The organism is Paenibacillus helianthi (assembly GCF_001909055.1).
In the GTDB taxonomy this organism is placed as follows: domain Bacteria; phylum Bacillota; class Bacilli; order Paenibacillales; family Paenibacillaceae; genus Paenibacillus_AQ; species Paenibacillus_AQ helianthi.
This window is the reverse complement of sequence record NZ_LVWI01000070.1, coordinates 1-25,195: the sequence shown is the minus strand read 5'-3', so window position 1 is coordinate 25,195 and position 25,195 is coordinate 1. Positions and strand designations below refer to the sequence as shown.

Genomic DNA, 25,195 nt, shown 5'->3' with positions numbered 1-25,195 from the left:
TTATATTAAGCATAGGCAGGGGAAGGCATGAAGATTCGCCGCAAGAGATTAGGGTATAGAATTACTATAGTACATGAGGCCAAAAGTAATCACGCCAAAAGGAGCTGAACTGCGATGGGTAATGAATTTAATAAGACTGAAGCCGACTTTGTATATGAGCGTTATAGTAAAATGGGCGGAGCTTCATCCGAGCAGGATATCCCGCTTGAGGAACCCCCGGTCCACGAGAAGCCTGTCGATTGGGATGGTGTGGTAGATGACGGCTCCGATCCCGTCTTGGAGGGTGATCCTATTCTTGCTGCCGATATCGACCTCAATGCTCCTGAACCCGCACTTGGACGCCGGGCAGACAGAGTCACCAGCATGACTTCTCCTCCGCCATCCGAGCGGGACGAGGTGCTGGAATCGGATGCCATATTTGCTGCTGAAGCTACCGGACTGGCCGGCAATGCGATTGATTATGACGATGATGAAGAGCTTATAGATGACGATGATGAAGAGCTTCCGCTTGAAGATATTCCCGATGCCGATGAGATTGAACCTGGAACAGCCATTGATCCGGTCTCCCCGCCAATCGATGTCATGCCGGGTACAGATGTTCTGAATGGCTCAAATGGTGAGGATGAATAACACCGTTATTTTTCGCATTGACTTTTTCACATGATGTCCTTAATATTGGTTGTAATTCAATACGGCGATGGAGTTCGCCATTAACCGTCTCTAGAGACTAATGACTCCTACCAGCAGTCCATTCGCTGGTAGGAGTCTGTTTGATTTTAGGGAACCATGTTGTGGCATCATTATTTATTGGGGGCTAGGAAGATGAGAGCAGTGTACGCACGGTGGCAGAAGCTTATAGAAAGGAGCAGTTATTGGGCCCTATGGGGTACTTTTATGAAATGGATTGTACTTGGCGGCGTTGTCGGTATGCTGTCCGGTACAGCCTCAGCCATTTTCCTGAAGAGCTTGGATGCAGTGACAGAAGTACGCTTGAATCACGCCTGGCTGCTGTATTTGCTCCCGCTGGGCGGAGCTTTGGTAAGCTATCTGTACATGCGGTACGGCAAAAACAGCGGTAAGGGGAATAATCTGATTCTTGAGCAGATTCAGCAAGGAAATGAGACGATTCCGCTGCGGATGGCTCCCCTGGTCCTGTTCGGAACACTCGTTACCCATCTATTCGGAGGTTCTGCGGGACGGGAAGGAACGGCTGTGCAAATGGGCGGAAGTCTGGCGGAAGCCTTCGGCAGGCTGATCCGCATCAATTCCCTTGACCGTCAAATTCTGCTTATGTGCGGAATCAGCGGCGGGTTCGGCTCCATTTTTGGAACACCTTTGGCTGGGACACTGTTTGGTCTGGAGGTCATCGCCATCGGTCTGATCAGCCATAAGGCACTGCTCCCCTGCTTCACAGCCAGCTTTGTCGGAGATATCGTGACTACCCGTCTATGGAACGTACATCACATCCATTATCAGGTAGATGTCTTTCCGGCGCTTTCCATGATTGTACTGCTCAAAGTCATCCTGGCCTCCGTCCTGTTCGGGCTTGCCAGTATCGCATTCAGTGAGCTGACCCATTATCTGAAAAGAACCTTCACCCGATTAGTGAAGAATCCTATGTTCAAAAGCGCGCTCGGCGGGTTCATCATCATTGCCCTGGTCTATATTGCCGGCACCAGAGATTATCTGGGTCTCGGGATTCCTCTGATTCAGGATTCGTTTCAGACGGATGTTGCCCCCTTCGCCTTTCTATGGAAGCTGATTTTCACCTCATTTACCCTGGGAACCGGATTTCAGGGGGGAGAAGTGACTCCGCTCTTTGCCATAGGTGCCACGTTGGGGAACAGCTTAGCCGGGTTTCTTCATCTATATGCGCCTTTTCTGGCCTCGCTGGGATTCATTGCCGTCTTCTGCGGAGCGACCAATACACCGATCGCCTGTTTTCTAATGGGAATTGAACTGTTCGGCTCCGGTGGGGCAGTCTATATGTTCATCGCTTGCCTGGTAAGCTACCTGTTCTCCGGACATTCAGGCATCTATACGTCCCAGCAGATAGGAATATCCAAAAGTGAGTGGGTCCGCATTCCTGAAGGTACCACACTGGGAACCGTCAAGCAGCTGCGCCAGGCAAATAAAAAAGGCTACGATGGTCCTTAAAAAGGATAGCATCAAAAACACCGTCCGCTGAAGAGTTGCCTTCAGGCAGACGTCTGTCAACAGCTTCTGTTATTAATTGTCCAGTATCACCATTTGTCCGGTGCCGTGGTGGGTGGCTGCGACTTTCGCCTCCAGCTTGCGGGTCTTGACCAGCACTGCCGCCATGAGGAGCATCACACCGTTAATAACAAATATCCAGCGGATTGGAAGAAACGCACCCAGCAGTCCACCGATAATCGGTCCGGCCATGGTTGCCAGCTGGGTGGCTGCCTGATTCAGACCGAAGGCCCGGCCGCGGAAGCCAGGGTCTATCACCTGCACAATCATCGCGTTCACCGAAGGTAGCACACCAGCATAGAACAAGCCGTAAGCAAATCGCAGGATGGCAAACTCTACATAGCCCGATACAAAATACTGCAGAATATTGCCGATACCTCCGCCGACCAGGCCGATGAACAGAATGAATCCAAAGCCCTTGCGGCTGCCGATACGCCCCCACTGCGGAGCCATAATTACTGTGGCAATCCCTACAGCAGAGAAGACGATGCCGGAGCTTAGGGTGGCGCTGTTCCTTGAAACCCCCATGTCGAGCAGATAGATCGGCAGCAGCGGTTCCAGGATCATCACGGAAAAGGTCGCCAGCCCTGCCAGCAGCAGCAGCGTCATAAACGCAGGATTCGCCCGCGCCTCCCGGATATCATCACGTACATGCGATCTTGGTGCCGACCGGTCATAATTCTCTTCCTTTGCAAAAAAGGTGGCGATCAGCGCCGATACCAGCACAATCACTGCCGAGAACAGAAATGCGCTGCGGTTGCTGGAATAATAGCTGACTACGCCGCCGATCAGCGGGCCAATAATGCTTCCGGTAGCCCCCGCTGTAGACATAATACTGAGCGCATAACCTGTCTTGTCTTCCGGGGTATTGGTGGCGACCATCGCAATGGCTGCCGGAACAAAACCCGCCAAAAGTCCCTGAAAAATACGCACGATAATAAACACATATGGATCATGCACGAAAAAATTGATCAAATACAGCGCCGCCAGGCTGAAGCCCGACCGGATCAGCATCGGCTTGCGCCCGTATTTGTCGGCGAGCGACCCCCAGTAAGGTGAGATCAGCGCACTGGCGAGAAAGGTAATGCCAAAGCTGAACCCTGACCAGATTTCCAAATGATTCGTAACACCCAGCTGGTCGCTCAGAAAGATCGAGAGGAACGGAATCGAGATCGAATATGCTGTACTGCAAAAAAACACCCCTACCCAAAGCACGATCAGGTTCCGCTTCCATGAAAAACGCATGCTGCACACGTCCCTTCTGAGTATTCTTGGAAGCATCATCCTTTCATTGTAACTCTCATACAGGGATGTGCCAACCAATACCGTCCCTTCATTTTGCAAGGAGCAGGACAAACGGGGTATGATAGGGTAGATGAACTACGATAATTATAGATCAAAGGAGCGATTAAGAACGTGAAGCGTACAAGAAGAAATCCCGTCATCCTGCTGCTGATGATGAGCCTCCTGCTGGTGATTGCCACTGGCTGCGGTAACAAGCCCGGGAATAACAACAGTTCAGCCAATAGCGGAAACAGCAGCAGTGCAGCGGGTAATACATCGGGCAATGCAGCGAGTCCTGCTCCTCAAGAGAGCGCTGCGGCACCGACTGAAGGTGTGCCTGTGGCAACCGCCAGCCATCCGGTAGTCACGATAGAGATGGATAACGGCGGCATCATTAAGGCCGAGCTGTACCCTGAGGTCGCTCCTAATACCGTCAATAACTTCATCTCTTTGATTCAAAAAGGCTTCTATGACGGAACAATCTTCCACCGCGTCATTCCAGGCTTCATGATTCAGGGCGGAGATCCGGATGGCACGGGCACGGGTGGACCAGGCTACGGCATCCCAGGTGAATTCACAGCGAACGGCTTCACCAACAATCTGGCGCATACGCAGGGCGTACTGTCCATGGCAAGAAGCCAGGATATGAACTCCGGCGGCTCCCAGTTCTTCATTATGGCTGCTGCGTATCCAAGCCTGGACGGTCAATATGCTGCTTTCGGGAAGGTTACTGAAGGCCAGGATGTGGTAGATGCCATCGTGAATCTGCCCCGTGACAGCTCAGACCGTCCGGAACAACCGCCGGTCATGAAGAAGGTTACCGTAGATACGCTAGGTGTAACTTATCCGGAACCGGAAAAGGTAAAGTAGACATTTTCCAGGCTGATCTACTCTTGAATCTACGGCACATATAAAAAGCCTCTTTTCCTATCCCGGAAAAGAGGCTTTTTACTATATCCGCAGCTGTTATCTTCTGCTGAGCACATGGTGACTGTCACGCAGAAAGGTGCTGCGGCTGTTCCGCAGCAGGTTGATGCGCTCCTGCGCCAGATGATCTGCCGCCGCATAAGCAGGTATTCCACTGGTAGAGGAGATTTCCAGCACCCGCGAAATACTGTCATAGATTTTGGCAATCTGCTTGAAGGCGCGTTCCTTGTTGTATCCGTTCAATTCATCCGCCACATTGATTACACCGCCCGCATTAATGACGTAGTCAGGAGCGTATACGATTCCCATCTCATGTAAGGTGTCTCCATGACGCGGTTCTTTCAGCTGATTGTTGGCAGCACCGGCGACAACCTTCGCCTGCAAAAGCGGAATCGAGTCATCATTGATTGTTGCGCCGAGGGCGCAGGGCGCATAAATATCACTTTTGACAGAGATGATGTCTGCAGGATCAACCGCTTTGGCCCCGTAGGCCTCTACCGCCCGCTTCACCGCTTCTTTGTTAATATCGGTTACGATCAGCTGCGCGCCTTCCTCATGCAAATACTTACACAGTGTGAAGGATACATTGCCGACACCTTGCACTGCAACGGTCTTCCCTTCCAGAGAATCGCTGCCAAAAGCCGCCTTCGCCGCTGCCTTCATCCCTTGGTATACACCAAAAGCTGTGGCCGGGGACGGATTGCCGGAAGAACCATAGGTTGCCGAAATCCCGGTCACATAATCCGTTTCCTGATGGATGATATCCATGTCCGCTTCCGTGGTGCCCACATCCTCGGCTGTAATATAGCGGCCGTTCAAACCTTGTATGTATCTGCCGAAGGCACGGAACATCGCCTCGTTTTTGTCTTTTTTGGGGTCCCCGATGATTACCGTCTTGCCGCCGCCCAGATTGAGCCCGGCTACAGCATTCTTGTAGGTCATTCCTTTGGACAGCCGGAGCGCATCTACAATCGCGTCCTCCTCCGAAGCATAGGTCCACATTCTTGTTCCACCCAGTGCGGGACCCAGTGTTGTATCATGAATGGCGATAATGGCTTTTAGTCCCGATGCCTTGTCCTGACAAAACAACAGTTCCTCGTAATCGTCCCGCTCCATTGCTGCAAACAATTCCATTGGTCTCATTACTCCTATCTCTACTTTTTTCATGTTATGTTTCATAACAAAGCTAGTACTTTTAGAGAATATTGTCAATGTGTTTTATCCTTTTCATCCCATGAAAATAAACTTATTTCCAGTATTGATCCGGACGATATTCGATTTCCGACTGCACAGTGATCTTCAGACATCTGGAAGAGCTATCATAGTTCACTGGATTATCCCCGACATAATACCAATGTTTGATGGCAGGGCCAGCTTCCGGTTCTTCGAAACGGAAAACATTCAGTTCGCTCTTCAGCTCCACAACCGCTTGTCCTTTCTCGGCAGATACCCCACACAGAGTGATCAGGGTCAGACCTCCCTGTTGGTCAAAGGTGTAGGACACTCCTTCTGTGCTGTTGACCAGCATACGTCCGGTTACAGAATGTTTTATTAGAACTCTCTCCTGTTCCATCGCTGTTCCCTCCTTGTGCGAATATACAAATATTAGGGCAGATCAATCAGCATGACAAAAGCATCTTCACTCGCGACAAGACTCAGCCCGCTAACCTCTTCGATCCGAGCAGAATCTCCGGAATGACGAAGCACATTTCCGCCCAGCTCAATCTGCCCCTCTATTAAGTAAACATATATCCGCCGTCCGGGATTTTGCTGATGTTTCAGCTGCTCTCCGGCTTTCACCCGGCCCAGATAGATCGTCATATCCTGAGCGATCCCCACAACCTCTTCTGTACTCACAGCCGCTACTACAGGCAGCAGTTTTCCCTCAAGCTTCGCGGGATCAAAACGGCCAGTACCGTAGGAAGGTGCTGTACCCCGGGTACGCGGCATGAACCATAACTGGAGCAGCCTTACCGGTTCCGACTCCGAGGGATTATGCTCGGTATGGATAGCCCCCGTACCTGCCGACATCCGCTGGATGCCGCCAAAAGTTGTCTCAACCACATTGCCGAGGTTGTCCTCATGCCGGAGCGTGCCGGACAGCACAATGGAGACAATCTCCATATCGCTGTGCGGGTGAGCACCAAAGCCTCTTCCCGGAGCGATGATATCATCATTGCAGACGCGCATGGGCCCAAAAGCCGTGTTGGCAGGATCATAATAATCACCGAACGAAAAGCTGTGCATCCCTTTCAGCCAGCCATGGTCAAAATGATGGGCGGATTCCGCCGGGTATACTCGTATCATGTGATCCCCTCCTGAGATAATTCATGGATCAATCCAGCTAATCCTAGTGTAGCAGAAAGCGCCGGAAACCAGAAATGAACAGCAGCCCACAAGATTCCGACCAACAAAAAAGGCATCGTCCTCGATCAAGGAAGATACCTGATCTCCAAAAGAACCGGCCTCACCATCCCCATAGGGACAGCGAAACCGGGGTTTAGAGCGTCTTGCAGTAAAACTGAGATATCCGTAAATAAGAGGATGTCCGTCCGGCTTATGCCTGGAAGCCGTTCCAGTAAGCAATCTCTTCCAGCGGCAAGCGGCCTGTTGGCCGTCCTTCCACTGAAGCCTTGCCAAGCGCAATCAGCATCACCGGAATATAACGGTCAGAGATCTGGAACAACTCTTTGAGACCCGCAGGGTCAAAACCACCCATCGGCACCGTGTCATAGCCTCTGGCTCTGGCTGCAAGCATCAGCTGCATGGATACCAGCCCGCCGTCTACCAGGGCTATGTCCTCCAGCTTTTCCTTCGGCAGGCTGGAATAGCCTTCACGGCTGCGTTTGGCCATAGCGGCAGCAACATCCTCCGGCATAAGCCCGTTAGCACTGGCATGACCATAGATTGCTTCCGCGTTGCTGTAAGCTTCCGTATCTCCAAGTACAGCGATCACCGCCGAAGCCTCCGTTACTTGCGCCTGATTGAACGCGACAGGCAGTAACTTCCCCTTAATTTCCTGATCAGTAATGACGATGAACCGCCATGGCTGAAGATTGGAGGAAGATGGAGCCAGGGTAGCCTCTGCAAGAAGCTCCTTGATCTCCTCATCTGAAATCTTCCAGGAAGGATCATACTTCCGCACCGAACGCCGTTCCCGAATCACCTTGCTGAATTCCTGTTCTACTTTCAGTTCTGCTGCCATAACTTATTCCTCCTCTTCCTATCCCTGTTTTATTGTCATGCGTTTAACTGTGATTTAATAAGCACAGTATAATTCATAAAAAAGCACCCTGTCAACATTCCGTTCGGCGCACAAGATCTGCCAGGGTATACTTCTGCAGAACAGCTACTGCACTCTGATCCATCTCTTCCAGAATGTCTCCGCATGCGCCTTTCATCTGCCGCCCAAAAGCGTTCTCGCACATCGTCTCATTCACAGTATTGCTGCGCACCCCGCAGGCCTCCATGGCGCTGTATATTTCAGCCAGCGTCAGGTCTTCCGGGGAACGGTTCAGCATGTAGCCGCCATCCCGCCCTTCACGGGTCACCAGAATGTGTTCCTTGGTCAGCTTGGCCAGAGCTTTTCTCAGAACGGTGGGTTCGGACGACAAATGCCCGGCAATTTCACAGCTGGAACAGGTATTGCCCTCTTTACGGGCCATAATCACAAGTGCCTGCAGAACCAGACCAAACGATTTATATTGAAGAGCTCCGCTGTTTCGTGTTCTAGTCATATTCCTCCGCTCCTTTACACTTCGATGTAAGCTTAAGTATAGAGTCTGCGGGTCCTTTTGGCAAAAGGATTCACCTTCTGCTGTAATTATGCTGTCCGCTAAACCATGGAAATCTGCATTTTAGAAACGATTACCTTTCTCATTAAACATATAGGAGTATTCCACGGAGTTGAACCAGAAGCTTCCCTTCTTTTCGGAAATAAGTTGCTGAGATAGCCTATATATACAAAAACCGGCTGCGGGCCTCCCATAAAGAAGGCACACAGCCGGGCTGTGTCATAACTCTATCCAATGAATTGCTGAATAACTCCGCTTACCGGGCCTGTCTGTTACAGCTTGGCAATGGTTTCAGTCAGAACTGGAACGATCTGTGATTTACGGGAAACGATACCCTTCAGAACAGCTTTGTTGTCGTCCAGCTTCACATTGTAAGCCTGCTCAACCGCACCTGCCACACGGCCCAGGGCCAAACCTACGGAATCATTGTTCAGGATATCTGTAACTACGAACAGGAAAAGATCCAGGCCTTTGTCATCAATGATTGCAGTCAAGGCTGCTTCCAGTTCAGCTTGTTTGGAGAGCACATCGTTCACATCTACAGCGTTTACCTGGGCAATCTCCACTTTGTATTCACCCATTTTGAATTCCTTGGCATCCAGGGAGATCAGTTGGGCGATACTCTTGTCGCTTAGATCGGCACCCGCCTTGAGCATGGCAAGACCGTAGCTGTCAGCGTCAACACCGGCGATGGCCGCCAGCTCGCGCGCAGCCGCCACATCCTGCTCGGTGCAGGTAGGCGATTTGAACAGCAGGGAGTCGGAAATGATGGCGGACAGCATCAGACCGGCGATATCCTTTGGAACAGCTACTCCGTTTTCTTTGTACAGCTTGTTAAGGATCGTTGCTGTGCAGCCTACGGGTTCAGCACGGTAGTACAGCGGATGAGCCGTTTCAAAATTAGCGATCCGGTGGTGGTCAATAACCTCGACCACACGGACCTGATCGATATCATTCGCACTTTGCTGGCGTTCGTTATGGTCAACCAGAATGACCTGTTTAGCTTCGCTTGCTACATTCTCAACCAGGCGCGGAGCCTGCACGCCGAAGTGGTCCAGCGCATACTGAGTTTCGCCGCTGACTTCGCCGAGACGAACCGGCTCAGCATCCCAGCCCAGTTCCTTCTTCAATGCCGCATAAGCGATAGCCGAACAGATAGTATCCGTATCCGGATTTTTGTGTCCAAAAATCAAAGTTTTTTCCATTTCCAATCTCCTTACTATGTTTTTTGTGAGAATAATATACCATACATTGATAGCTGCCCGCCAGATTGCGGACAAGAACCTGAAATTCATTACCTATTTGACTAAGCCAAGGAGGCACATCTGGTGCGCAGTCAATCCGGAACAGCCCGCTTGGTCTTGGGCAGCGGCTCGGGCACCTCTAAACCATCCAATGGTTCATTGTCCGAGAAGAGATCCGGATTGCTGCGCAGCATACGGCTTAGAATATCCGTTGTTGCCACTGTCCCGCAGATCATCACAGGCGCATCTCCAAAACGGCCTCTGCGCAATGCCCCGCCTTGCTCAAGTACCCGCTCTACCTTCCAGAAATGCTGCGACCAGGAGCTGCAGTGCCTGCGTGAAGGAACTGGGACCTCTTCCCCGCCAGGTGTCACGGTATACAGTTGCTCAGGCTCATCCGTCATTCTGCCGGGAATATCGAGCCATTCTTCAATTCCGTGGATGAAGGTATTCCGCCGCAAATCTACACCAAGCAGCATAATGTCCGCCTGGCGGTCCAGAAGTTTGCCATAGACGGAACCGCGGGCACATGGCGTGTCCCAGCGCTCATCACCGGCGGTGAATGCAGCCGCATCCTTACCTAATGCTGCTACAGAATGGGTCGGATGCCACGAGCGGATAACGTCCGCCCGTCTCCGGAAGAGCTCAGGCAGAATGCCGACACAAGAAGGGGACTCTTGGACGGAGAATCGCGGATTATCCGCATGGATATAAGACCAGGTATGCGTAGGGAGGACCAAAAGGCCTGGTTGCATATAGGCAGAGAGCGCATCCAGTACCGTGTCTGCACCTCCTTGGACTTCCCCGATACTCTTCAGCGAAGAATGGACGAGTAATGTCCCCTGCGGATCAATCCCCATTCCTTTCAGCTGCTCCATCAAGCTAATTTGTGTATGTATCATATCGCTCTCCTTTGCAGATAAGAAGAGAAGGGTTAACTGTCCCTGAAAGAGGCAGCTTCCTTAATCTCCAAGTATAGAAGGATCGTTTATAGTTGAAACCCTGCAGATCCTTGTATTTCAAGGTAATGAAATTCTTACTTGCCAATTATTCATTTTACTATTAAAATGTAAGTAACTTAATAATAACTATATACTTTACTTCGCATTCATAATAAACCTGTTTTTCAGCACTTCAATCCCATGCCTTTGAGGAGGAACTATCATGAGTTTAACATTAAAAGGTCTTCACCATGTATCAGCCCTGACCGCCAGAGCCCCGGAAAACTTCAAATTCTATACGGAGGTGCTTGGACTGCGCCTGATCAAAAAAACAGTCAACCAGGATGACGTCTCCGTCTACCATCTGTTCTACGGGGACGAAGTAGGCAATCCTGGTACGGAAGTCACCTTCTTCGAGATTCCGAACGCAGGGCGCAACCGTGACGGTAATAACAGTATTTCCGCACTGTCGCTCCGGGTGCCGGACGATAAGTCACTTGAGTATTGGACCCAGCGGTTCGAGCAGTTCCAGGTGGAGCATGACGAGATCACAGATCGCGGAGGACGCCAAACGCTATCCTTCCGGGATCACGAGGGGCAGCGCCTGATTCTTGTATCGGATGAGCATAATCAGGGTGTTGCAGGCGGCAAGCCTTGGGCTAAAAGTCCGGTTCCGGCGGCTTACAGCATCCTCGGTCTGGGTCCGGTCCATTTGACCGTTGAGACGGCAGAGTCTTCCGCAAAAGTACTTGTGGATCTGCTCGGGTTCCGCCGTAAAGGCAGCTATCCTTCCCCGGTTGTCGGGCAGCCGGATGTCATTGTATTCGAGACCGGCGAAGGCGGCTCCGGCTCGGAGATCCATCTGGAAGAACGCAAAGATCTGCCTCAGGAACGGCTCGGACGCGGCGGTGTTCATCACGTGGCCTTCCGCGTAGACAACGCCGACGAGCTGAAGCAATGGATCGAGCGGATCGGCAGCTACCAGCTCCCGAACTCGGGTTTCGTGGACCGTTTTTATTTCCGCTCCCTGTATTTCCGTGAGCCGAGCGGTATCCTGTTCGAGCTGGCAACGGACGGCCCGGGCTTTGCCACGGATGAGGATATTGAGCATCTGGGCGAGTCCCTGGCCCTGCCGCCTTTCCTCGAAGCGAAGCGCGAGCAGATTGAAGCGCACCTGAAGCCGCTGGATACTCGGCAGCAAGCTTAATCCAGTGATTCGGCCGGATGCACGGCAGCAGGCATAATCCAGTGATTGGGCTGGAACCTGCACAGCTTACAAGGCGGCTGCACTCCGCTGCGGTTCTGGAAGACCAACTCAGCAAAGGGAATTACTGCTGAACAGCTGCGACCTTTTGAAGGCGCAGCTGTTTTTTGTAAACAATAGGGATAATCAGCTCTCCGAGAAAGTGATGGTGAAGATATTGAAGCCCGGACGCGCAGTTGAAGCTTTGGCGGTGATGGACAGCGGGCTAGTCCCGCCCAGTCTGCCTGAGATTTTGACTGTAGTGGCGCTTACGGTCTGGGAAGCATTCTCCAGCCGTTTGATCCGCACATATTCACTGTACACAAAACCCATCGTTTCCAACGTCTCCTGCGTGGAGTAGGTAAAAGCCACCTTCTTCACCCCATCGGCGTCCGTATCCAGTGTAGTCGCAATCAGGGCATCCTCCGGAATCGGAAAATCCTTCGGCAGGTTCACCGGCCGCACTGTGCTCTCCACCGGGGGGGTTGTTGTCCCAGCGCCTGTTCCCGTGGCTCCTCCAGTCTCGGCGCCGCTCCCAATTCTCACTTTATAGTTCGCGGCATCATAAGTTATCGGTACTTTCAGGGCATCGGCGACTGAACGGACCGGCAAATACGTAATACCTTCGTAGGTGATCGGTGTTAAGGTTTTACCATTGCCATCTTTCAGCCAATAAGGGGTGCCATCCACCACCACACCAATACTGTGATTCAGATAGGCCTTGATCTGCTCCAGCTTGGCTCCTGCATAGACACCTGCCGATCCGGTGATTGTCATGCCTGCAGCGACAGCGGCAATTAGCCACTTTTTGTTCAAGTTGATCCTCTCCCATTAGAATTAAATAATAGAGTATGAGTATTGTATCTTAATATATTTAACACCTGGGAAAGTTTTCAATCTCAGGGCCATATAGCCGGACTATCGGATAATCTCCAAAAGCCCGGACAGCTCCCGGATCTCATAGGTTGGATGAATGCCCGGAGCGCCTTCTTTGCCCAGCGGGTTGAACCAGCAAGTGTCGATGCCATAGCCCATTCCACCCTGAATATCCGAGGTCAACGAATCACCGACAATCAGCACTTTGCTCCGGTCAGAGATCCCCAGCTTGTCAAAAGCATAATCAAAAATCCCCGCTTCCGGCTTCTGATAGCCTGTCTCTTCGGAAATAATGATCTGCTCAAAGGTATCACTTAGCGGCGAGCCCTGAATTCTGGACAGCTGTACATCCTTGATCCCATTGGTGATAACCGCAAGTCTGTATCCGCTCAGTTCCTGACACAGCTCCATTGCCCCCTCAATCAGGTACGTCCCTTCACCCAGAAACTTTAAATAGGCTTCACTGAATGCTTCAGGACTCAGTTCGAGCTTATGCGCAGCAAACAGCCGGTTGAACCGTTCAACCCGCAGCACAGCAGACGTGGTCCGTCCTTGCTCCAGATCTTTCCACAGTGCCCTATTAATTTCTTGGTAGCTTGCAGCATAATCCTCGGCGCCCGTAGGCAAGCCAAAATGGACAAAAGCATTGTACAGCGCCTTGCTCTCAGCCATTCCATAGTCAAACAGGGTATCATCGGCATCAAATAAAATGACTTCGTATTTCATATTCCCATATTCCCTCCCATTTCGAGTCTCGTCGACAATCACCTGCCATCTGCGTTATAATTCAGAGAGGCTCTTTCAAAAAAAGTAACGGCGGTGATTGTCATTTTTTACGTTCTAGCGTTTCTGGTGTCCTTCTGCATCGTCTATTTGCTTATTCCTCCGCTTGGCAGGCTTGCTTTCCGGCTCGATTTTGTGGACAAACCCCGGCAGGACGTCGAGCGAAAAATACATAGGGAGCCCATTCCGCTGACAGCCAGCTATGCGATATTCATCGGATTTTTCATTACATACCTGCTGTTTACCCGTGATCTCTCGCTGGGTACACTCGCCCTGTTCATTGGCGGTGTGCTCCTGCTGACCATAGGCACCATCGATGACTGGTACAAAACCAAGGGCAAGGACTTCCCGGCGCTGCCGAAGTTCATTGTTCAGATCGCGGCTGCGATTCTGGTCTTTCTGTCGGGCAATGCGTTCACCGGATTCTTCAACCCCTTCTCCGGGGATTATATCTCGCTGCCGGTCATCCTGCAATTTGTGCTTACCATTCTCTGGATCTTCGGCGTGACGACTGTGATAAATTTCTCGGACGGTATGGACGGTCTGGCGGGAGGGCTGACGGCCATTTCCGCAGTAACCCTATTTGTGGTCGCTTTGGCCAAAGGTCAATCTGCCTCAGCCATGATGGCCATCACTCTCGTGGGTGTCACCATTGCCTATCTGCGGTACAACAAGGCCCCGGCCAAAATTTTCATGGGTGATGCAGGCGCCACCTTTCTCGGCTATATCCTGGCTGTAATTGCACTGGATGGTGCATTCAAGCAGGCAACGGTCTTGTCGCTGTTCATCCCGATTCTCGCACTGGGCGTGCCGATCTTCGACAATTTATTTGTCGTCATCAAACGGTTCGTGCAAGGCAAGTCGATTTATCAAGCCGATGCAACCCAGGTCCATTACCGTCTGCTCAAAGCCGGATTGAACCAGAAGCAGGTTGTTGCCGTCCTCTATCTGGCCAGCGTCTGCCTGTCGCTCTCCTCAATTATTCTGCTGCTGATCCAGACCTGACGCAGACTGGGAATGGTAGGGGTAAGGGCACAGTATTACAGCAAAACACCCTTGATGTTCAAGGGTGTTTTTGCGTTGAGTGTAGGCCTACCCTATGAGCACTACCAGTAGAAAAAGCGACCTATGTAGTGCAAACACAATTTTACCGGACCGCTATAGTCCATGAAACTTTGCTTATACAGCTACAGCCCCGTATCCGGCCAGTGGGGCGGAATCAAGTATTTTCCTGAATATACTCATACAGCCTGTGGTAAATAGCCACGATCTCCGGCATCGGCATTCGTACCAAGCCGCTGGACGAAGGAGCCACGAATTCCCTCACGCCATCTACGATCGGGGGCTGCTCCTCCTGAAACCCCCAGTCCGCCTTTGCTCTGCGGGTGAATTCCGTATAGACCCCCTTGCCTACAAAACAGGCGATCTCCGGGCGGTAGCGGGTAAGCTTGTCCCGGAGAATCTGCCGTCCCTCCGCATATTCCCCACGGGTAATGTCCTCCGCTCCACGTGTCGGGCGGGCAACGATGTTGGTGAAGCCCAAGCCTAGCCGGAGCAGTTCTCCGTCCTCTGAGGCATCATAGAGGCGGGGCGTCAGGCCGGAGTGTTCGAGAATGCGCCAGAAATGATTGCGCGGATTGGCGTAATGATGCCCCAGCTCTCCGGAACGGAGACTGGGATTGAAGCCGATAAATACAATCTGCAAGCCGTGATCGAGGTGATCCGGCACTTCATCCATGGGACATCCCTCCTGTAAGCTGGAAGCTGGCGGTACCCGGCTACTCTTCTTCCCGTAAGGCAATACAAGCAGGTGGAACCGGCTCCGCCAGCCATACCTCATTACCCGCATAATAGAAGGTTACTCCCAAATGCACAGCCCTAACCGTATCCACGCTCAGCAGAACCAGCCTGCCTCTGCGGCTCCCGGCCAAGCTGGCAAAATGGAGCCCCTCTGACAAGTGTACATACTGCCTCCCCATCGGCTTCAGCCCTTCTTTCAGGATCGCGGACAATGCAGATTGATTAGTGCCATGATACAGCACAGGAGGCGGGGTTCCCGGCTCATATGTAAGCTTGGCATGACTGTGCCCATACCGCGCTTTTATACGCTCACCTTCAATGGCAAAGCGCTGCTTCTCGCTGTTTCGGACAACCTGACAGATGTCCTCTACAGTGATGCCGGCCCATTTTGGGGCGGCATGGATGACACTCAGCAGATCCCCCAGCAGGCAGGAGCCGTCCTCAGGATCAAGGAGCAGGCCATACTCTGACGGGGTGTGCCGAAGCAGCTTGGTCATGAATTTGCTGAGTGAAACCTCAGCAGCTGGGTTCAACATTTGTTACACCTCATTTGGTCTTTGGTCTATCTTCACTGTTCTACGCTTAGAGCCGCGGGTCCACCGGATCGGATTCGAGTGAAAGGGCGGCAAGCACACATTCATGCACGCGCTCCAGCGGCTCCTTGCGGATGAAACGTTCCACAGATTCTACGCTCAGAGCACATTCCATTAGGGCGTGGCGCTCTTTTTTGCTGGTTTTGCGCAGCTTGAGCCGGGACAGATTGTCCGGCTGCAGATAATCGATGCCATAGATAATGTGCAGGTATTTGCGGCCCCTGACCTTGATGGCTGGCTGAATGATCGATCTGCCGTTGCGGGCAATGAAGGTCTCCGGCTTGATCACGATGCCTTCATGTCCATCCTCTGTCAGCTCCTCCCACCAGCGGATGACGTCTGCTTCGTCTGCTTCACTGGTGATCGTCCGGTATTCCGTCTCCATAAAAAGCGGCGACAACCCGGCAAGCTCGCGGCTATGCTCCATGTGCCAGATATGGCTATGGTCAAAAAAGCTCTGCCCGCTGTGCGCCAGCGTATGGAACGGGGCAATCCGGACGCCAGCAAGGCCGCTTGTATCCCAGCAGTACTGCTGAAAAGCTTCGCGGAATACACGGGCGTTCTTCAGCTTACCCTCCATCTCCTGCACCCAGCCTGACACATCACGTCCGGCAATCTCAGCTTCGCGCAGCTTCTCCAGAACATGCTCGCGGTCCATGGCAGCAGCTTCGGCGACATGGGCATACTGGGTGGCGATCAGCTCACGCGCCTTCAGATTCCAAGGGATAATTTCGGCATCGAGCAGCAGCAGGTCCGTATTATGGCAGGCCCAATAATCTGCTTGGTGCAAATCTGCATTCAGCCGGGACAGTACTACCGCTTCGGTATCCTTGTCAAAGAAGGCCCTGCCGGTACGGGTGTAAATCGTACCGAGTACTTCACGTCCCACATAAGGCACAGCAGCGGCTTCATCCCGGAACAGCAGCAGAACTGCGCGGCTGCCCATGTGTTTTTTCTCGGCAACCATTGTCCCCACGCCCTGCGAGCGGAAGTAGGCGATCGCTTCACGCGGGTGCTCCAGGTAAGCTTCATCGGCAGACACTGCCGGTGACGGACTCATCGTTGGCGGAATGTAGATGAGTTCCTCCATAGGAACAGTAAAATGTGATACCGTGTCTATTGCGGCTTTTACAAATTCACCGCGCACAGAAATTTCGCCATAAGCCTCTGTCATGACAGAATAACCTTCCACAAGCTTGCGCAGATTAGGGGGTGAGAATCTCCCGCGTTCCCAGCGGATCAGGGGACTGTCCGGGTCCTGCGCATAATCCCTATATGCCTTGACGCCGACAAACTGCTGCTCAGGGTAGCGGTAGGCCGTTAAAGAGCCTCCAAATACCGCACCTTGATCAATGTTGACCGTATCTTTCACCACTGCCGGGTATGGCCTTGGGTCATGTCCCCAGATAATTAGCTCTCCCGACTTGTGCTCTACATACCACTCCTTGCGGACAGGGGCGCCTGAAGCATCCATGCCGTCAGTATCTCCATAGCGGCAGAAATCCTGTATCCGCCTGGACTGCTTGCCGATATATTCATCCCGGATTCCGGCATGGGCAACCACTACACGACGTACACCCTCATGGCACAAGACCAGATGGCTCGGTGCAGACAGCAGAAATTGCTTCAGCTCTTCCCTCAGCATATCGGCTGCTTTTTCACCGGATTCACTTGCTAGCTGCGCAAGCTCCACCGCAACATTCTCATCACCATGGCTCAGGGTTACATTACGACCGCTGAGGTAGCGGGCAATCTTCCAGCCATGGTTGCTGTCGATCATGCGGGCGATTCCGGCATCGCAGTGCCTTTTCCAGAATCTCATCGTATCCAGCGATTTCGGCCCCCGGCTCATCACATCCCCTACGGAAATCAGCATCCTGCCATCAGGATGCCGGTAGAGTCCGGCATCATCCGGTACATAGCCCAGCTGTCCCAGCAGCTCCATCATTTCGTCATAACAGCCGTGAATATCTCCGATCACATCGATCCCATTGCCAATTTCAGCGACCAGCGGGTTCGTTTTGCGGGTAAACTGCACAGTTTCCGTTTCTTTGAGCATATAAGTGAAGTCGAAGCCTTCATCACGCAATCCCCGGAGTGAACGTTTGAACTGGACGAACTGCTGCTTCACACGCTGTCTGCCGCGCGGCTGGTCCCGATCTCGGTCCCGCTCAAGCAGCGTCTGCTCCGGAAGATCCAAAATCCAGGCGGCGCAAGGGATATCATAGGCTGCTGCCAAATCGATATATTTCCTGCGGTATTCGGGCTGCAGATGTGTCGCATCCACCACTGTCAGCTTGCCCAGGCGGGAGCGCATGGACACAACAGTATTCATCGCCTCAAAAGCCAGCTTCGACAGCAGCTGGTAATCATTGTAGAGGATATCCGCCTCCTCCCGGGAGCGTCCTTTCCAGTCGATATATTCAACATCACCTACAAGTGTCCGGTATTCATCGGAAGAGACGATCTCCGTCTGCAGTAGCACGTCTTCTTGCACAAGTCTGCGGAGCAGAGTAGTTTTGCCGCTGTTTGAAGGCCCGACGAGCACAACAATGCCTCCATGCGGGAACGGAATCACCCGCTGCCCTTCTTGTCTGTCCGTCATTACAACGCTTCCCCCTTCGTAAATATGGCCATCTGCGTCGGGTAACCATAATTCGGATCGAACTCGCCTATACCCTTTAGTTCTGCAGAATAATTATAGATCGGGGTCCAGCGGGAACACCAAGCGGCAAAAGCCTCCCGGCTCCACTCAAAGCGGTGATCCCCATGGCGCATCTCCTCCTGATCCATCTCATACACTGCGTTGTATTCCTTGTTCGGTGTAGTAATAATCAATGTACCGGGGGCATATTCGTGAAAAATCGTATCCATCACCCGGCCAAGCCGGTATTCATCGATATGCTCGATGACCTCGCAGAGAATCATCACATCCTTGCCCCGCAGCGATTCATCGTAATAAAAAAGTGATCCTGTCACCGGCTCAGGCACAGTAACACCGGACTTACCTTCCATCTTGGCGAAGCGGTCCATCGCCCGCAGCTGCGCTGAGGCAGAGGGCTCCACCGCCTTGATCTCATGCACCCCAGGCACACTTCCCAGCCTCGCCGAGAGCTTCCCTTCACCGGAACCGAAATCAACGATTCTGCGCCTGGATACAAGGCCCTCGACGATCTCTGCGATCGCAGCATAACGCAGATCATTCAGTCTGACTTTGGGCGCTTCTGCGGTTTCCATAGAGGGGTCTGATCCCAGGGCAACCGGGAATCCGGCGCCCGCTGTCCCCGCGGCTAAGGCTATGTTCGGCGTACGATTCTCTATCTGCTTGTCATCCCTGGTCATCCATCCTTCATACTGCTTGATCGCGCCGGCAAAGCGCAGAGTGCGCTTCAGAATCAGCCCGCGCTGCGGGTGATCCTCCAGCCACCCCTCTCCGTAGCGCCTGATTTTGTCTACCTCATCATCACTGATATAGTAATGCTTGTAGTCATCCAGCGCAGGGATCAGCACGAACAGCTGCCGGAGCGCTGTTTGCAGCGTCTGCATGCCTTTCAGCCGGATATACCGGACAGAGCTTCGGCTCTTCAGATCAAAGGCATAATCGGCATCGCCCCGTTCCAGCAGCACCTCATAGCCAAGAGCGGTGAACAGCTCCGTAAGCGTCCGGTCCGGTAAATTGGATGCTACAGGGCCTAAGGCCAGCTCCAGATTCAGCTTCCGTCCCACCCACGGCACATAAGCTTCCTTCGTCTTGCCGTTCAGTGCAGTACCCAGCGCGGAACGGATGTAAGTACAGAACAGGCTGCTCACCACAAATTCACGATCATTAATATACTGTGTAATATCATTGTGCGCCGAAGAATCGCCTTTTACCAGCTCAACCGGGTCCGGCGTGACATAAATGACTGCCTCGGCTTCCTCCTCGGAAGAGGCGGTAAAGACGATTCGCACGCGCGAATCTTTTTCCATCCGTTCATACAGGTTACTGGGGTTCTTGGCCAGCAGGTGGGACAGCATGCCCGCACCCGCACCCGTTGCTCTGATTGTTAAATGCATAGCGCCCATCTCTCCTTCTACGTTACTTGATTTTCTCTCTACGGGGTCCAGCGGCTTTCTCCGCCCCACACCTCAAGCAGTGCGGAACGGAACAGTTCGTCCAGCACGTGGTCCTCTACCCCGTTTCCTGATCCAAACCGGGCCGCCGCTTCTTCAAAATGGCTGATCTGCTGCTCCAGATACTTGTTAATACACTCAAGCCGAGGCTCCAGGTTCAGTTCATCGCCTGACATTTTTCGGACCAGCAGCCTATCGACCTTTTCTCTCAGCTCCGTTCCTTCCGGAATCAGGTCTTTTACCAGCACTGTGAACTCCAGAGGGGGCACCTCCTGATACTTCTCAATCCATGCACATGCCAGCATTGGCCGGAGAACGTAAAAATACTTCTTGATCTTAACCTCGCTGCCCTGAAGGTAAGTCCGGTAATTCCCGCGGGCCATATTCAGATAATGGTAAATGCAGGATTTGGGCGAAAATCCAAGCGGCGACAAGCGACGGATTCTGTCTGCTACGGTATAGTTCTCTTCATAACGAATCGGGGATTGCAGCCACTCCAGGAGCGGCGGGTTGGATTTGCGGAAAAGGGTCAGCCCTTTCTTCAGATCCCATCCGTTAATATCCAGCAAGTCACTGATTGGACGCTCAATGACATCCCGCTGCCCGAAGATCGAGAGATAAGCTTCCGGGCGGCGCAGGTAAAGGAACCGCACATCATAGTCGCTGTCTTTGGAGGGGAAGCCCCAGGCCCTGCTGCCGGACTCACAAGCGTACAGGATACGGACATCCTCCTCGGATTCGATGGCGTGAAGCTCGCGGATAATGGATTCATGAATTTCAGACATGATGTATCTCCCCCAATCTTTTTCAAGATAAAAAGTCAAAAAAGGCCATGGACTCCATCGTCCATGGCCATGCTTTCGCCTCATGCATATTCAGGCAAATTACTTCCCGTGAACAAGATCACTTGCTGCTGCCGGAAATGAATCAACCGCTGCTAGGGCCAGCCTGCCGAACGAGGCGGACAGATAAATGGGAAGCAAATGGATAAGATTCGGGTACGATAGTTTTCCTTGTTCATTCATCTGTCCTGACCTCCTAAAAGTTTGGTTAGCATTACTTCGTAAGCATACGCTTAGCGATGTGGGCATCATAATATTTCCAAAAGCATAATCCACGGTTCCAGGTTCTGTCAACCCAGTTCTAGGGAATAAGTGCTTTAAGGCCTGGCGTTAAGTCTTCTTCATGCAGCGAAGCATAATCTATGAATCCGCCTTTATAGACCAGCTTTACCATATAATCGCCATTCTTGCCTGTAAAATTGCGCTGGCGGCTCAGAATATCGTTAATCTCTGTCGCACCCTTAACGATAACAGCACGGTTCTCACTGCGTGCCAGCTTCACATGTTGTTCAGCGTCAAACCTAGTCTCTTCAGGGAGCTTGCCGGCATAATCATCTTGGATCAGTTCAGCGGAGATGACATCTTGTGCTGTAGAACGGACCTTATCCGCATATCCCTTCTGAACGAGCCAGTTCTCCAGCTCATGAAAGGAAGGCTTCCAATCGAAGTCATAATAAAAACCATACCCTATATGCTTCGGCTTACTGTTCATCTGCATAGTAGCGATCGACTTCTGGTCGCCAGTCTGATCTTCATAGCTCATGTTCAAAATTTCCTGCTTCAATAGCCCGGTAAATTCCTTAACCTCCTGTGGATCAGAGATGCTAACAGCTTTATTTGTATAATTGGAGCCAAGGCGGATGCTTTCTATGTCCTCATCCAGTTGATAAAGCGTATATTCATTCTGTTTGAAGCCCTTGCTTTCCATCACCGACTTCATCTCCGGCTCAAATCCCTCACCCGGAATCCAGTACTGCCGCACCAGCTTGCGCCCGTTGTCCAGTTGATAGGCAAGAGTGAACATTCTGGCTCCAGGAGAATCGTGTCTCACTGAATCCTGATTCGTTGGCCGCATCGTTACAAGCGCATGATGAAGGCTGCGGACAGCTTCGATGTACTGTTTATCGGTAGTGTAGAAATCCGGCTTAGCCAAAGGAGGATCTTGATCCACGCCGGACGAATCTACGCTTGCACTGAAACTGTATATCCGCGGATAGGAATCGTCATTGTACATCTGGTATTTGCTCCCTGCATACACCCCCGTGACGTGTTCCCCCGCAGGCACCCGGTTCTCATATCCGGTTAATCCGGATACCGGAATGTAGAGCAGCAAACCCAGCAGAATACCATACACTGCAAACTCCATTGGCACTTTACGCGTTAGGATCTGCCAGGTTTTACGGATAATCATCTCAGAAGCAATATAGCCCAGTATAGCCCCGGTAATATAACCGAAGATCATCCAGCCCAGCTGATGAGGTTTCACTGAGGTAAAATAAGTTCCCGAGAGAAGCATGGCACAGAGCATGACACCCGCTTTGAACAGTGGATTGAAATAGGCGAAGGCAATGGCCTGCCCTGTCTTCTCCCCATGGCGATTTCGATACAGCACAAAGGATAAGGCGATGAATACAACCGACAGTGCCGCGTAAATGCATAGCTCTGCTACGCTAAAGATGTCATTTGTATAAGTGATAAGACGCAGCAGCGGTGACCAGATATACAGACTGTCGCTGGACCCGGACCATTGCGGGTAGCCATACAGGTACGTGCTCAAATGTAAATTGACCAGCTGAAACAATGCTGCCGGAAGAATGAGCAGAATATAAATGATTATTCCCTGGAGCACCGTTTGCCCCGTGCATATGCCAACAAAGGTGCTGAACACAAAAAGGAACAGGGTAAGAACACTGACGATCAGGCACCAATTCCAAATATCTGCACCAGAATAGATGTACATATTGCCGCCCAGCGGAGTCACGATTGCGGTAACCGCTGCCGTCAGCCAGACCGGAAGCAGCAGAAGGCCGAGTCCGCTCGCCATATGGGCAGTAAGCAGATGCTCCCTCCGCAGCGGAAGGCTATGCCACAGATCGGAGGCCATTTTGGACTGCAGGTAGCGGAACACGAACAAGCCTGCAGCTACAGGAAGAACGACGATGAACAGCACCTGAATATCTCCTGCTACGCGGAACAGATTATCCACCTTCTGGGGCTGTGTACCGGAATTACCGCTCATGAACAGCTGCAACGGGAGTGAAAATAACAGGCCCAGGGTATAGATGATTCCAATCCAGCCGTGCTGGCGCACATTCTGGCGGATTACACCGCTGTTAAAGAAGTATCGGCTGTGCGTCATACCCGGCATCCCCCATTTCATAAATAAAGATTTCCTCCAGCGTCAAGGGAAGCAGATCGAACACATACGGCTCATAGACATGAAAAGCTTGCGAAATCCGCTCCCGGTCGCCTTTTACGATATAGAGATTCACGCTGCCCCGCTGCTCTTGATGGAGAATTTGCAGCTTGGCCGCCAGTGCCGCCGCATGACGCTCATCCCGGAAAGCCACCTGAATCTTGTGCGTGTCCGCCTTCAGGTCATCGAGATCCTTCTCAACCAGCATCCGGCCGCCGTGCATAATGCCGACATGATCGCACAGATCCTCAATCTCCCGCAGATTATGTGAAGAGATTAGCACAGTGAGCTCCCGCTCAGCGACTTCCTGAAACAGCAGATTTTTGATCTGCCGACGCATCACCGGGTCCAGCCCGTCAATCGGCTCATCCATGATGAGCACATCAGGTGTACAGCTTAGCGCGAGCCAGAACGCCGCCTGGCGCTGCATCCCCTTCGAGAAGCGGCTTAGCTTGCGTGCCGTATCCAGCCGGAACACTGTCCCCAGCTCCTCAAAACGCTTGTCACTCCACCCCGGATAAATCGAGCGGTAGTAGGCCGCCATGCTGTTGACCGACGCCTGCGGGAAGAAGTAAGGGCTGTCCGGCATAAAGATTAGGCTTTGCTTCACCTCCGGGTTCTCAAACACCGGTTTGTTCCCAATGCGGACCGTTCCCTCGTCAGGCCGGTAGATGCCCGCAAGTGTCTTCAGCAGCGTGGTTTTTCCGGCACCATTGGAGCCCAGCAGTCCATAAATAGCTGCTTTATGTACAGTCAGCGACAGGCTGTCCACAGCCTTTTCACCTTGAAAGCTCTTGCTGACTCCGCGAATCTCGATCATGGTTTCTCCCCTCCCTCTCTTTGCTCCAGCACCTGGCGGTACAGCGCTCCTATCTCACTTTCGGTGAATCCCAGATAGACTGCTTCCGCCATCAGGCGCAGCAATTCCTCCCGAAGCTCCGCTCTTTTGCTCTCGTTCTGCCCTTGCTGCGAAGGTGTTATAAAGCTCCCTTTGCCCTGCAAAGAATAGATATAGCCTTCACGCTCCAGCTCCCGGTAGGCCTTTTGAATCGTGTTGGGGTTCACTGTAAGCTGTGAGGATAAGGTTCTTACGGACGGAAGCTGGTCATCTGCCCGCAGAATTCCGTGCATGATCATCTCTTTGACCTTATCGGTCAACTGCTCATAGATCGGCTTGCGGCTGCGGACGTCCAATTCGAACATGACAGTCCTCCTTTCGTATGCTGTCTTCTGGCAAGCATCTCAGTGTATTAACTGTACTACTATTATTAATACAGTCAGATAGGGATGTCAACACAAAGAAACGGCCAACAGGGCCGTTCAGAGTTCTACTATAGCTAAGCAGCAGAGCTTCACCACCCTCTTGGCTGCTGCTGGGTGATGCAGTGAATATTGCCGCCGCCGAGGGCGATTTCCCGCGTATTGATCTGCACCACCCTGCGGTCCTTGAATAAACCACGGAGTGTACGCAGTGCCTCTGCATCCCTCGGGTCGCCAAAAGCGGGAATGATCACACCGCCGTTGCAGATATAGAAATTTACATAGGTTGCTGCAAAAACAGTGCCTGCTCCCCGGTAGTAGCTGTGATGGGCCGTGTCAATCCGCCGCGCTTCTTCGTCCGTTATTATCAGCCGGTCCGGGAGATGCAGCCGATGAATCTCCAGTCTGCGGCCCCTGGCGTCCCTCTCCCGGCTCAACATTTCATAGGCCCTGCCCAGCACCGCATACTGCGGGTCATCCGGGTCATCCGTCCAGCTCATCACTACTTCTCCAGGCTTCACAAAAGCCGCCACCTCATCAATATGACCATCTGTCTCGTCGCTATGCAGGCCCTGGGGCAGCCAGATGATTTTTGTAATATTCAGGTGATCCCGTAAAAGCTTCTCCATCTGCCGCTTCGTCAGATGCGGATTGCGGTTCTTGTGCAGCAGGCACTGACTGGTGGTCAGCAGTGTGCCTTCACCATCCACATGGACTGCACCGCCCTCCAAAATAAAATGCTGAAGATCATAGCGGTCCATACGCTCGATCTCCAGCACTTTTTGTTTCACCAGCATGTCGAGATCCCAGGGAAAATACAATCCCCCGTGAAGGCCGCCCCAGGCATTGAACCCCCAATCGATCC

The 25,195-nt window shown here is 52.3% G+C and carries 25 protein-coding genes and 1 riboswitch; of the genes, 5 read left to right on the top strand and 20 right to left on the bottom strand.

Going from position 1 to position 25,195, the window contains the following annotated elements:
• Window positions 1-114: 114 nt before the first annotated feature.
• Window positions 115-630 (top strand): hypothetical protein, encoded by a 516-nt coding sequence (locus A3844_RS32880; RefSeq protein ID WP_074108757.1) that lies wholly within the window; start codon window positions 115-117, stop codon window positions 628-630.
• A 54-nt stretch (window positions 631-684) separates the two neighbouring features.
• Window positions 685-747: riboswitch (Fluoride riboswitch) on the top strand.
• 75 nt (window positions 748-822) lie between these two features.
• The gene (locus A3844_RS24740; protein WP_074108756.1) at window positions 823-2,157 is read left to right on the top strand and encodes a voltage-gated chloride channel family protein; all 1,335 of its coding nucleotides are present in this window, start codon (window positions 823-825) and stop codon (window positions 2,155-2,157) included.
• A gap of 72 nt (window positions 2,158-2,229) precedes the next feature.
• Here A3844_RS24740 and A3844_RS24735 read toward each other — a convergent pair whose 3' ends face one another.
• The gene (locus A3844_RS24735) at window positions 2,230-3,459 is read right to left on the bottom strand and encodes an MFS transporter (protein WP_074101836.1); all 1,230 of its coding nucleotides are present in this window, start codon (window positions 3,457-3,459) and stop codon (window positions 2,230-2,232) included.
• Window positions 3,460-3,669: 210 nt separating this feature from the next.
• Here A3844_RS24735 and A3844_RS24730 point away from each other — a divergent pair, with 210 nt between their 5' ends.
• Window positions 3,670-4,368: a peptidylprolyl isomerase gene (locus tag A3844_RS24730; RefSeq protein WP_074108830.1), complete on the top strand. Its 699-nt coding sequence runs from the start codon at window positions 3,670-3,672 to the stop codon at window positions 4,366-4,368.
• Window positions 4,369-4,464: 96 nt separating this feature from the next.
• Here the strand turns inward: A3844_RS24730 and A3844_RS24725 are convergent, their stop codons facing one another.
• The 7 genes from A3844_RS24725 to A3844_RS24695 form a co-directional block, all read right to left on the bottom strand.
• The gene (locus A3844_RS24725) at window positions 4,465-5,559 is read right to left on the bottom strand and encodes a Glu/Leu/Phe/Val family dehydrogenase (RefSeq protein WP_074083012.1); all 1,095 of its coding nucleotides are present in this window, start codon (window positions 5,557-5,559) and stop codon (window positions 4,465-4,467) included.
• Between the two features lie 112 nt (window positions 5,560-5,671).
• Window positions 5,672-5,998 (bottom strand): hypothetical protein, encoded by a 327-nt coding sequence (locus A3844_RS24720; protein WP_074101838.1) that lies wholly within the window; start codon window positions 5,996-5,998, stop codon window positions 5,672-5,674.
• A 32-nt stretch (window positions 5,999-6,030) separates the two neighbouring features.
• Window positions 6,031-6,732 carry a pirin family protein gene (locus A3844_RS24715; RefSeq protein ID WP_074101839.1) on the bottom strand — a complete coding sequence of 234 codons (702 nt, stop codon included), beginning with the start codon at window positions 6,730-6,732 and terminating at the stop codon, window positions 6,031-6,033.
• Window positions 6,733-6,982: 250 nt separating this feature from the next.
• Window positions 6,983-7,630: a nitroreductase family protein gene (locus A3844_RS24710; protein WP_074101840.1), complete on the bottom strand. Its 648-nt coding sequence runs from the start codon at window positions 7,628-7,630 to the stop codon at window positions 6,983-6,985.
• A 91-nt stretch (window positions 7,631-7,721) separates the two neighbouring features.
• Entirely contained in the window at window positions 7,722-8,162 is a 441-nt protein-coding gene (locus A3844_RS24705; protein WP_074083005.1) for an RrF2 family transcriptional regulator, read from the bottom strand.
• Window positions 8,163-8,491: 329 nt separating this feature from the next.
• Complete coding sequence (locus A3844_RS24700; protein ID WP_074101841.1) at window positions 8,492-9,424, bottom strand: manganese-dependent inorganic pyrophosphatase; 933 nt, start codon at window positions 9,422-9,424, stop codon at window positions 8,492-8,494.
• Window positions 9,425-9,555: 131 nt separating this feature from the next.
• Window positions 9,556-10,365, bottom strand: a complete 810-nt coding sequence (locus tag A3844_RS24695) for an AAC(3) family N-acetyltransferase (protein ID WP_074108755.1) — start codon at window positions 10,363-10,365, stop codon at window positions 9,556-9,558.
• 262 nt (window positions 10,366-10,627) lie between these two features.
• On the opposite strand from A3844_RS24695, the gene A3844_RS24690 reads away from it, so the two are divergent.
• Window positions 10,628-11,611, top strand: coding sequence for a ring-cleaving dioxygenase (locus A3844_RS24690; protein ID WP_074108754.1), 984 nt, complete (start codon window positions 10,628-10,630; stop codon window positions 11,609-11,611).
• A 183-nt stretch (window positions 11,612-11,794) separates the two neighbouring features.
• On the opposite strand, the gene A3844_RS33190 is transcribed toward A3844_RS24690, so the two are convergent.
• Together A3844_RS33190 and A3844_RS24680 are read right to left on the bottom strand one after the other, a co-directional pair.
• Complete coding sequence (locus tag A3844_RS33190) at window positions 11,795-12,463, bottom strand: hypothetical protein (protein WP_074101844.1); 669 nt, start codon at window positions 12,461-12,463, stop codon at window positions 11,795-11,797.
• 102 nt (window positions 12,464-12,565) lie between these two features.
• Window positions 12,566-13,249 carry a YjjG family noncanonical pyrimidine nucleotidase gene (locus A3844_RS24680; protein WP_074108753.1) on the bottom strand — a complete coding sequence of 228 codons (684 nt, stop codon included), beginning with the start codon at window positions 13,247-13,249 and terminating at the stop codon, window positions 12,566-12,568.
• A gap of 102 nt (window positions 13,250-13,351) precedes the next feature.
• Here A3844_RS24680 and A3844_RS24675 point away from each other — a divergent pair, with 102 nt between their 5' ends.
• Window positions 13,352-14,311, top strand: a complete 960-nt coding sequence (locus A3844_RS24675; RefSeq protein WP_371916002.1) for an MraY family glycosyltransferase — start codon at window positions 13,352-13,354, stop codon at window positions 14,309-14,311.
• Between the two features lie 214 nt (window positions 14,312-14,525).
• Here the strand turns inward: A3844_RS24675 and A3844_RS24670 are convergent, their stop codons facing one another.
• From A3844_RS24670 to A3844_RS24630, 10 genes are all read right to left on the bottom strand, one after another.
• Entirely contained in the window at window positions 14,526-15,044 is a 519-nt protein-coding gene (locus A3844_RS24670) for a mismatch-specific DNA-glycosylase (RefSeq protein ID WP_074082993.1), read from the bottom strand.
• A gap of 40 nt (window positions 15,045-15,084) precedes the next feature.
• Window positions 15,085-15,642: an RNA 2'-phosphotransferase gene (locus A3844_RS24665; RefSeq protein WP_074108752.1), complete on the bottom strand. Its 558-nt coding sequence runs from the start codon at window positions 15,640-15,642 to the stop codon at window positions 15,085-15,087.
• A 46-nt stretch (window positions 15,643-15,688) separates the two neighbouring features.
• On the bottom strand, window positions 15,689-18,304 hold the full coding sequence (locus tag A3844_RS24660; protein ID WP_074108751.1) for a polynucleotide kinase-phosphatase: 2,616 nt from the start codon (window positions 18,302-18,304) through the stop codon (window positions 15,689-15,691).
• Entirely contained in the window at window positions 18,304-19,755 is a 1,452-nt protein-coding gene (locus A3844_RS24655; protein WP_074101847.1) for a 3' terminal RNA ribose 2'-O-methyltransferase Hen1, read from the bottom strand. Before A3844_RS24655 ends, A3844_RS24660 begins: the two co-directional genes overlap by 1 nt.
• 38 nt (window positions 19,756-19,793) lie before the next feature.
• Window positions 19,794-20,597 carry a nucleotidyltransferase domain-containing protein gene (locus A3844_RS24650; protein ID WP_074108750.1) on the bottom strand — a complete coding sequence of 268 codons (804 nt, stop codon included), beginning with the start codon at window positions 20,595-20,597 and terminating at the stop codon, window positions 19,794-19,796.
• A 99-nt stretch (window positions 20,598-20,696) separates the two neighbouring features.
• Entirely contained in the window at window positions 20,697-20,837 is a 141-nt protein-coding gene (locus A3844_RS32875; protein WP_167374734.1) for a hypothetical protein, read from the bottom strand.
• Between the two features lie 118 nt (window positions 20,838-20,955).
• The gene (locus tag A3844_RS24645; RefSeq protein WP_074108749.1) at window positions 20,956-23,013 is read right to left on the bottom strand and encodes a DUF6449 domain-containing protein; all 2,058 of its coding nucleotides are present in this window, start codon (window positions 23,011-23,013) and stop codon (window positions 20,956-20,958) included.
• Window positions 22,988-23,890: an ABC transporter ATP-binding protein gene (locus A3844_RS24640; RefSeq protein WP_074101849.1), complete on the bottom strand. Its 903-nt coding sequence runs from the start codon at window positions 23,888-23,890 to the stop codon at window positions 22,988-22,990. The genes A3844_RS24645 and A3844_RS24640 overlap by 26 nt, the downstream gene beginning before the upstream one ends.
• Window positions 23,887-24,273, bottom strand: a complete 387-nt coding sequence (locus A3844_RS24635; RefSeq protein WP_074108748.1) for a GntR family transcriptional regulator — start codon at window positions 24,271-24,273, stop codon at window positions 23,887-23,889. Before A3844_RS24635 ends, A3844_RS24640 begins: the two co-directional genes overlap by 4 nt.
• A 149-nt stretch (window positions 24,274-24,422) precedes the next feature.
• The coding region (locus A3844_RS24630; RefSeq protein ID WP_074108747.1) for an agmatine deiminase family protein at window positions 24,423-25,195 on the bottom strand (773 nt) is incomplete at its 5' end.

Bases quoted from the DNA above. Each gene is read 5' to 3' on its own strand.
- A3844_RS32880 (WP_074108757.1), top strand. From the start codon at position 115: ATGGGTAATGAATTTAATAAGACTGAAGCCGACTTTGTATATGAGCGT.
- A3844_RS24740 (WP_074108756.1), top strand. From the start codon at position 823: ATGAGAGCAGTGTACGCACGGTGGCAGAAGCTTATAGAAAGGAGCAGT.
- A3844_RS24735 (WP_074101836.1), bottom strand. From the start codon at position 3,459: ATGCGTTTTTCATGGAAGCGGAACCTGATCGTGCTTTGGGTAGGGGTG.
- A3844_RS24730 (WP_074108830.1), top strand. From the start codon at position 3,670: ATGATGAGCCTCCTGCTGGTGATTGCCACTGGCTGCGGTAACAAGCCC.
- A3844_RS24725 (WP_074083012.1), bottom strand. From the start codon at position 5,559: ATGGAATTGTTTGCAGCAATGGAGCGGGACGATTACGAGGAACTGTTG.
- A3844_RS24720 (WP_074101838.1), bottom strand. From the start codon at position 5,998: ATGGAACAGGAGAGAGTTCTAATAAAACATTCTGTAACCGGACGTATG.
- A3844_RS24715 (WP_074101839.1), bottom strand. From the start codon at position 6,732: ATGATACGAGTATACCCGGCGGAATCCGCCCATCATTTTGACCATGGC.
- A3844_RS24710 (WP_074101840.1), bottom strand. From the start codon at position 7,630: ATGGCAGCAGAACTGAAAGTAGAACAGGAATTCAGCAAGGTGATTCGG.
- A3844_RS24705 (WP_074083005.1), bottom strand. From the start codon at position 8,162: ATGACTAGAACACGAAACAGCGGAGCTCTTCAATATAAATCGTTTGGT.
- A3844_RS24700 (WP_074101841.1), bottom strand. From the start codon at position 9,424: ATGGAAAAAACTTTGATTTTTGGACACAAAAATCCGGATACGGATACT.
- A3844_RS24695 (WP_074108755.1), bottom strand. From the start codon at position 10,365: ATGATACATACACAAATTAGCTTGATGGAGCAGCTGAAAGGAATGGGG.
- A3844_RS24690 (WP_074108754.1), top strand. From the start codon at position 10,628: ATGAGTTTAACATTAAAAGGTCTTCACCATGTATCAGCCCTGACCGCC.
- A3844_RS24680 (WP_074108753.1), bottom strand. From the start codon at position 13,249: ATGAAATACGAAGTCATTTTATTTGATGCCGATGATACCCTGTTTGAC.
- A3844_RS24670 (WP_074082993.1), bottom strand. From the start codon at position 15,044: ATGGATGAAGTGCCGGATCACCTCGATCACGGCTTGCAGATTGTATTT.
- A3844_RS24665 (WP_074108752.1), bottom strand. From the start codon at position 15,642: ATGTTGAACCCAGCTGCTGAGGTTTCACTCAGCAAATTCATGACCAAG.
- A3844_RS24660 (WP_074108751.1), bottom strand. From the start codon at position 18,304: ATGACGGACAGACAAGAAGGGCAGCGGGTGATTCCGTTCCCGCATGGA.
- A3844_RS24655 (WP_074101847.1), bottom strand. From the start codon at position 19,755: ATGCATTTAACAATCAGAGCAACGGGTGCGGGTGCGGGCATGCTGTCC.
- A3844_RS24650 (WP_074108750.1), bottom strand. From the start codon at position 20,597: ATGTCTGAAATTCATGAATCCATTATCCGCGAGCTTCACGCCATCGAA.
- A3844_RS32875 (WP_167374734.1), bottom strand. From the start codon at position 20,837: ATGAATGAACAAGGAAAACTATCGTACCCGAATCTTATCCATTTGCTT.
- A3844_RS24645 (WP_074108749.1), bottom strand. From the start codon at position 23,013: ATGACGCACAGCCGATACTTCTTTAACAGCGGTGTAATCCGCCAGAAT.
- A3844_RS24640 (WP_074101849.1), bottom strand. From the start codon at position 23,890: ATGATCGAGATTCGCGGAGTCAGCAAGAGCTTTCAAGGTGAAAAGGCT.
- A3844_RS24635 (WP_074108748.1), bottom strand. From the start codon at position 24,273: ATGTTCGAATTGGACGTCCGCAGCCGCAAGCCGATCTATGAGCAGTTG.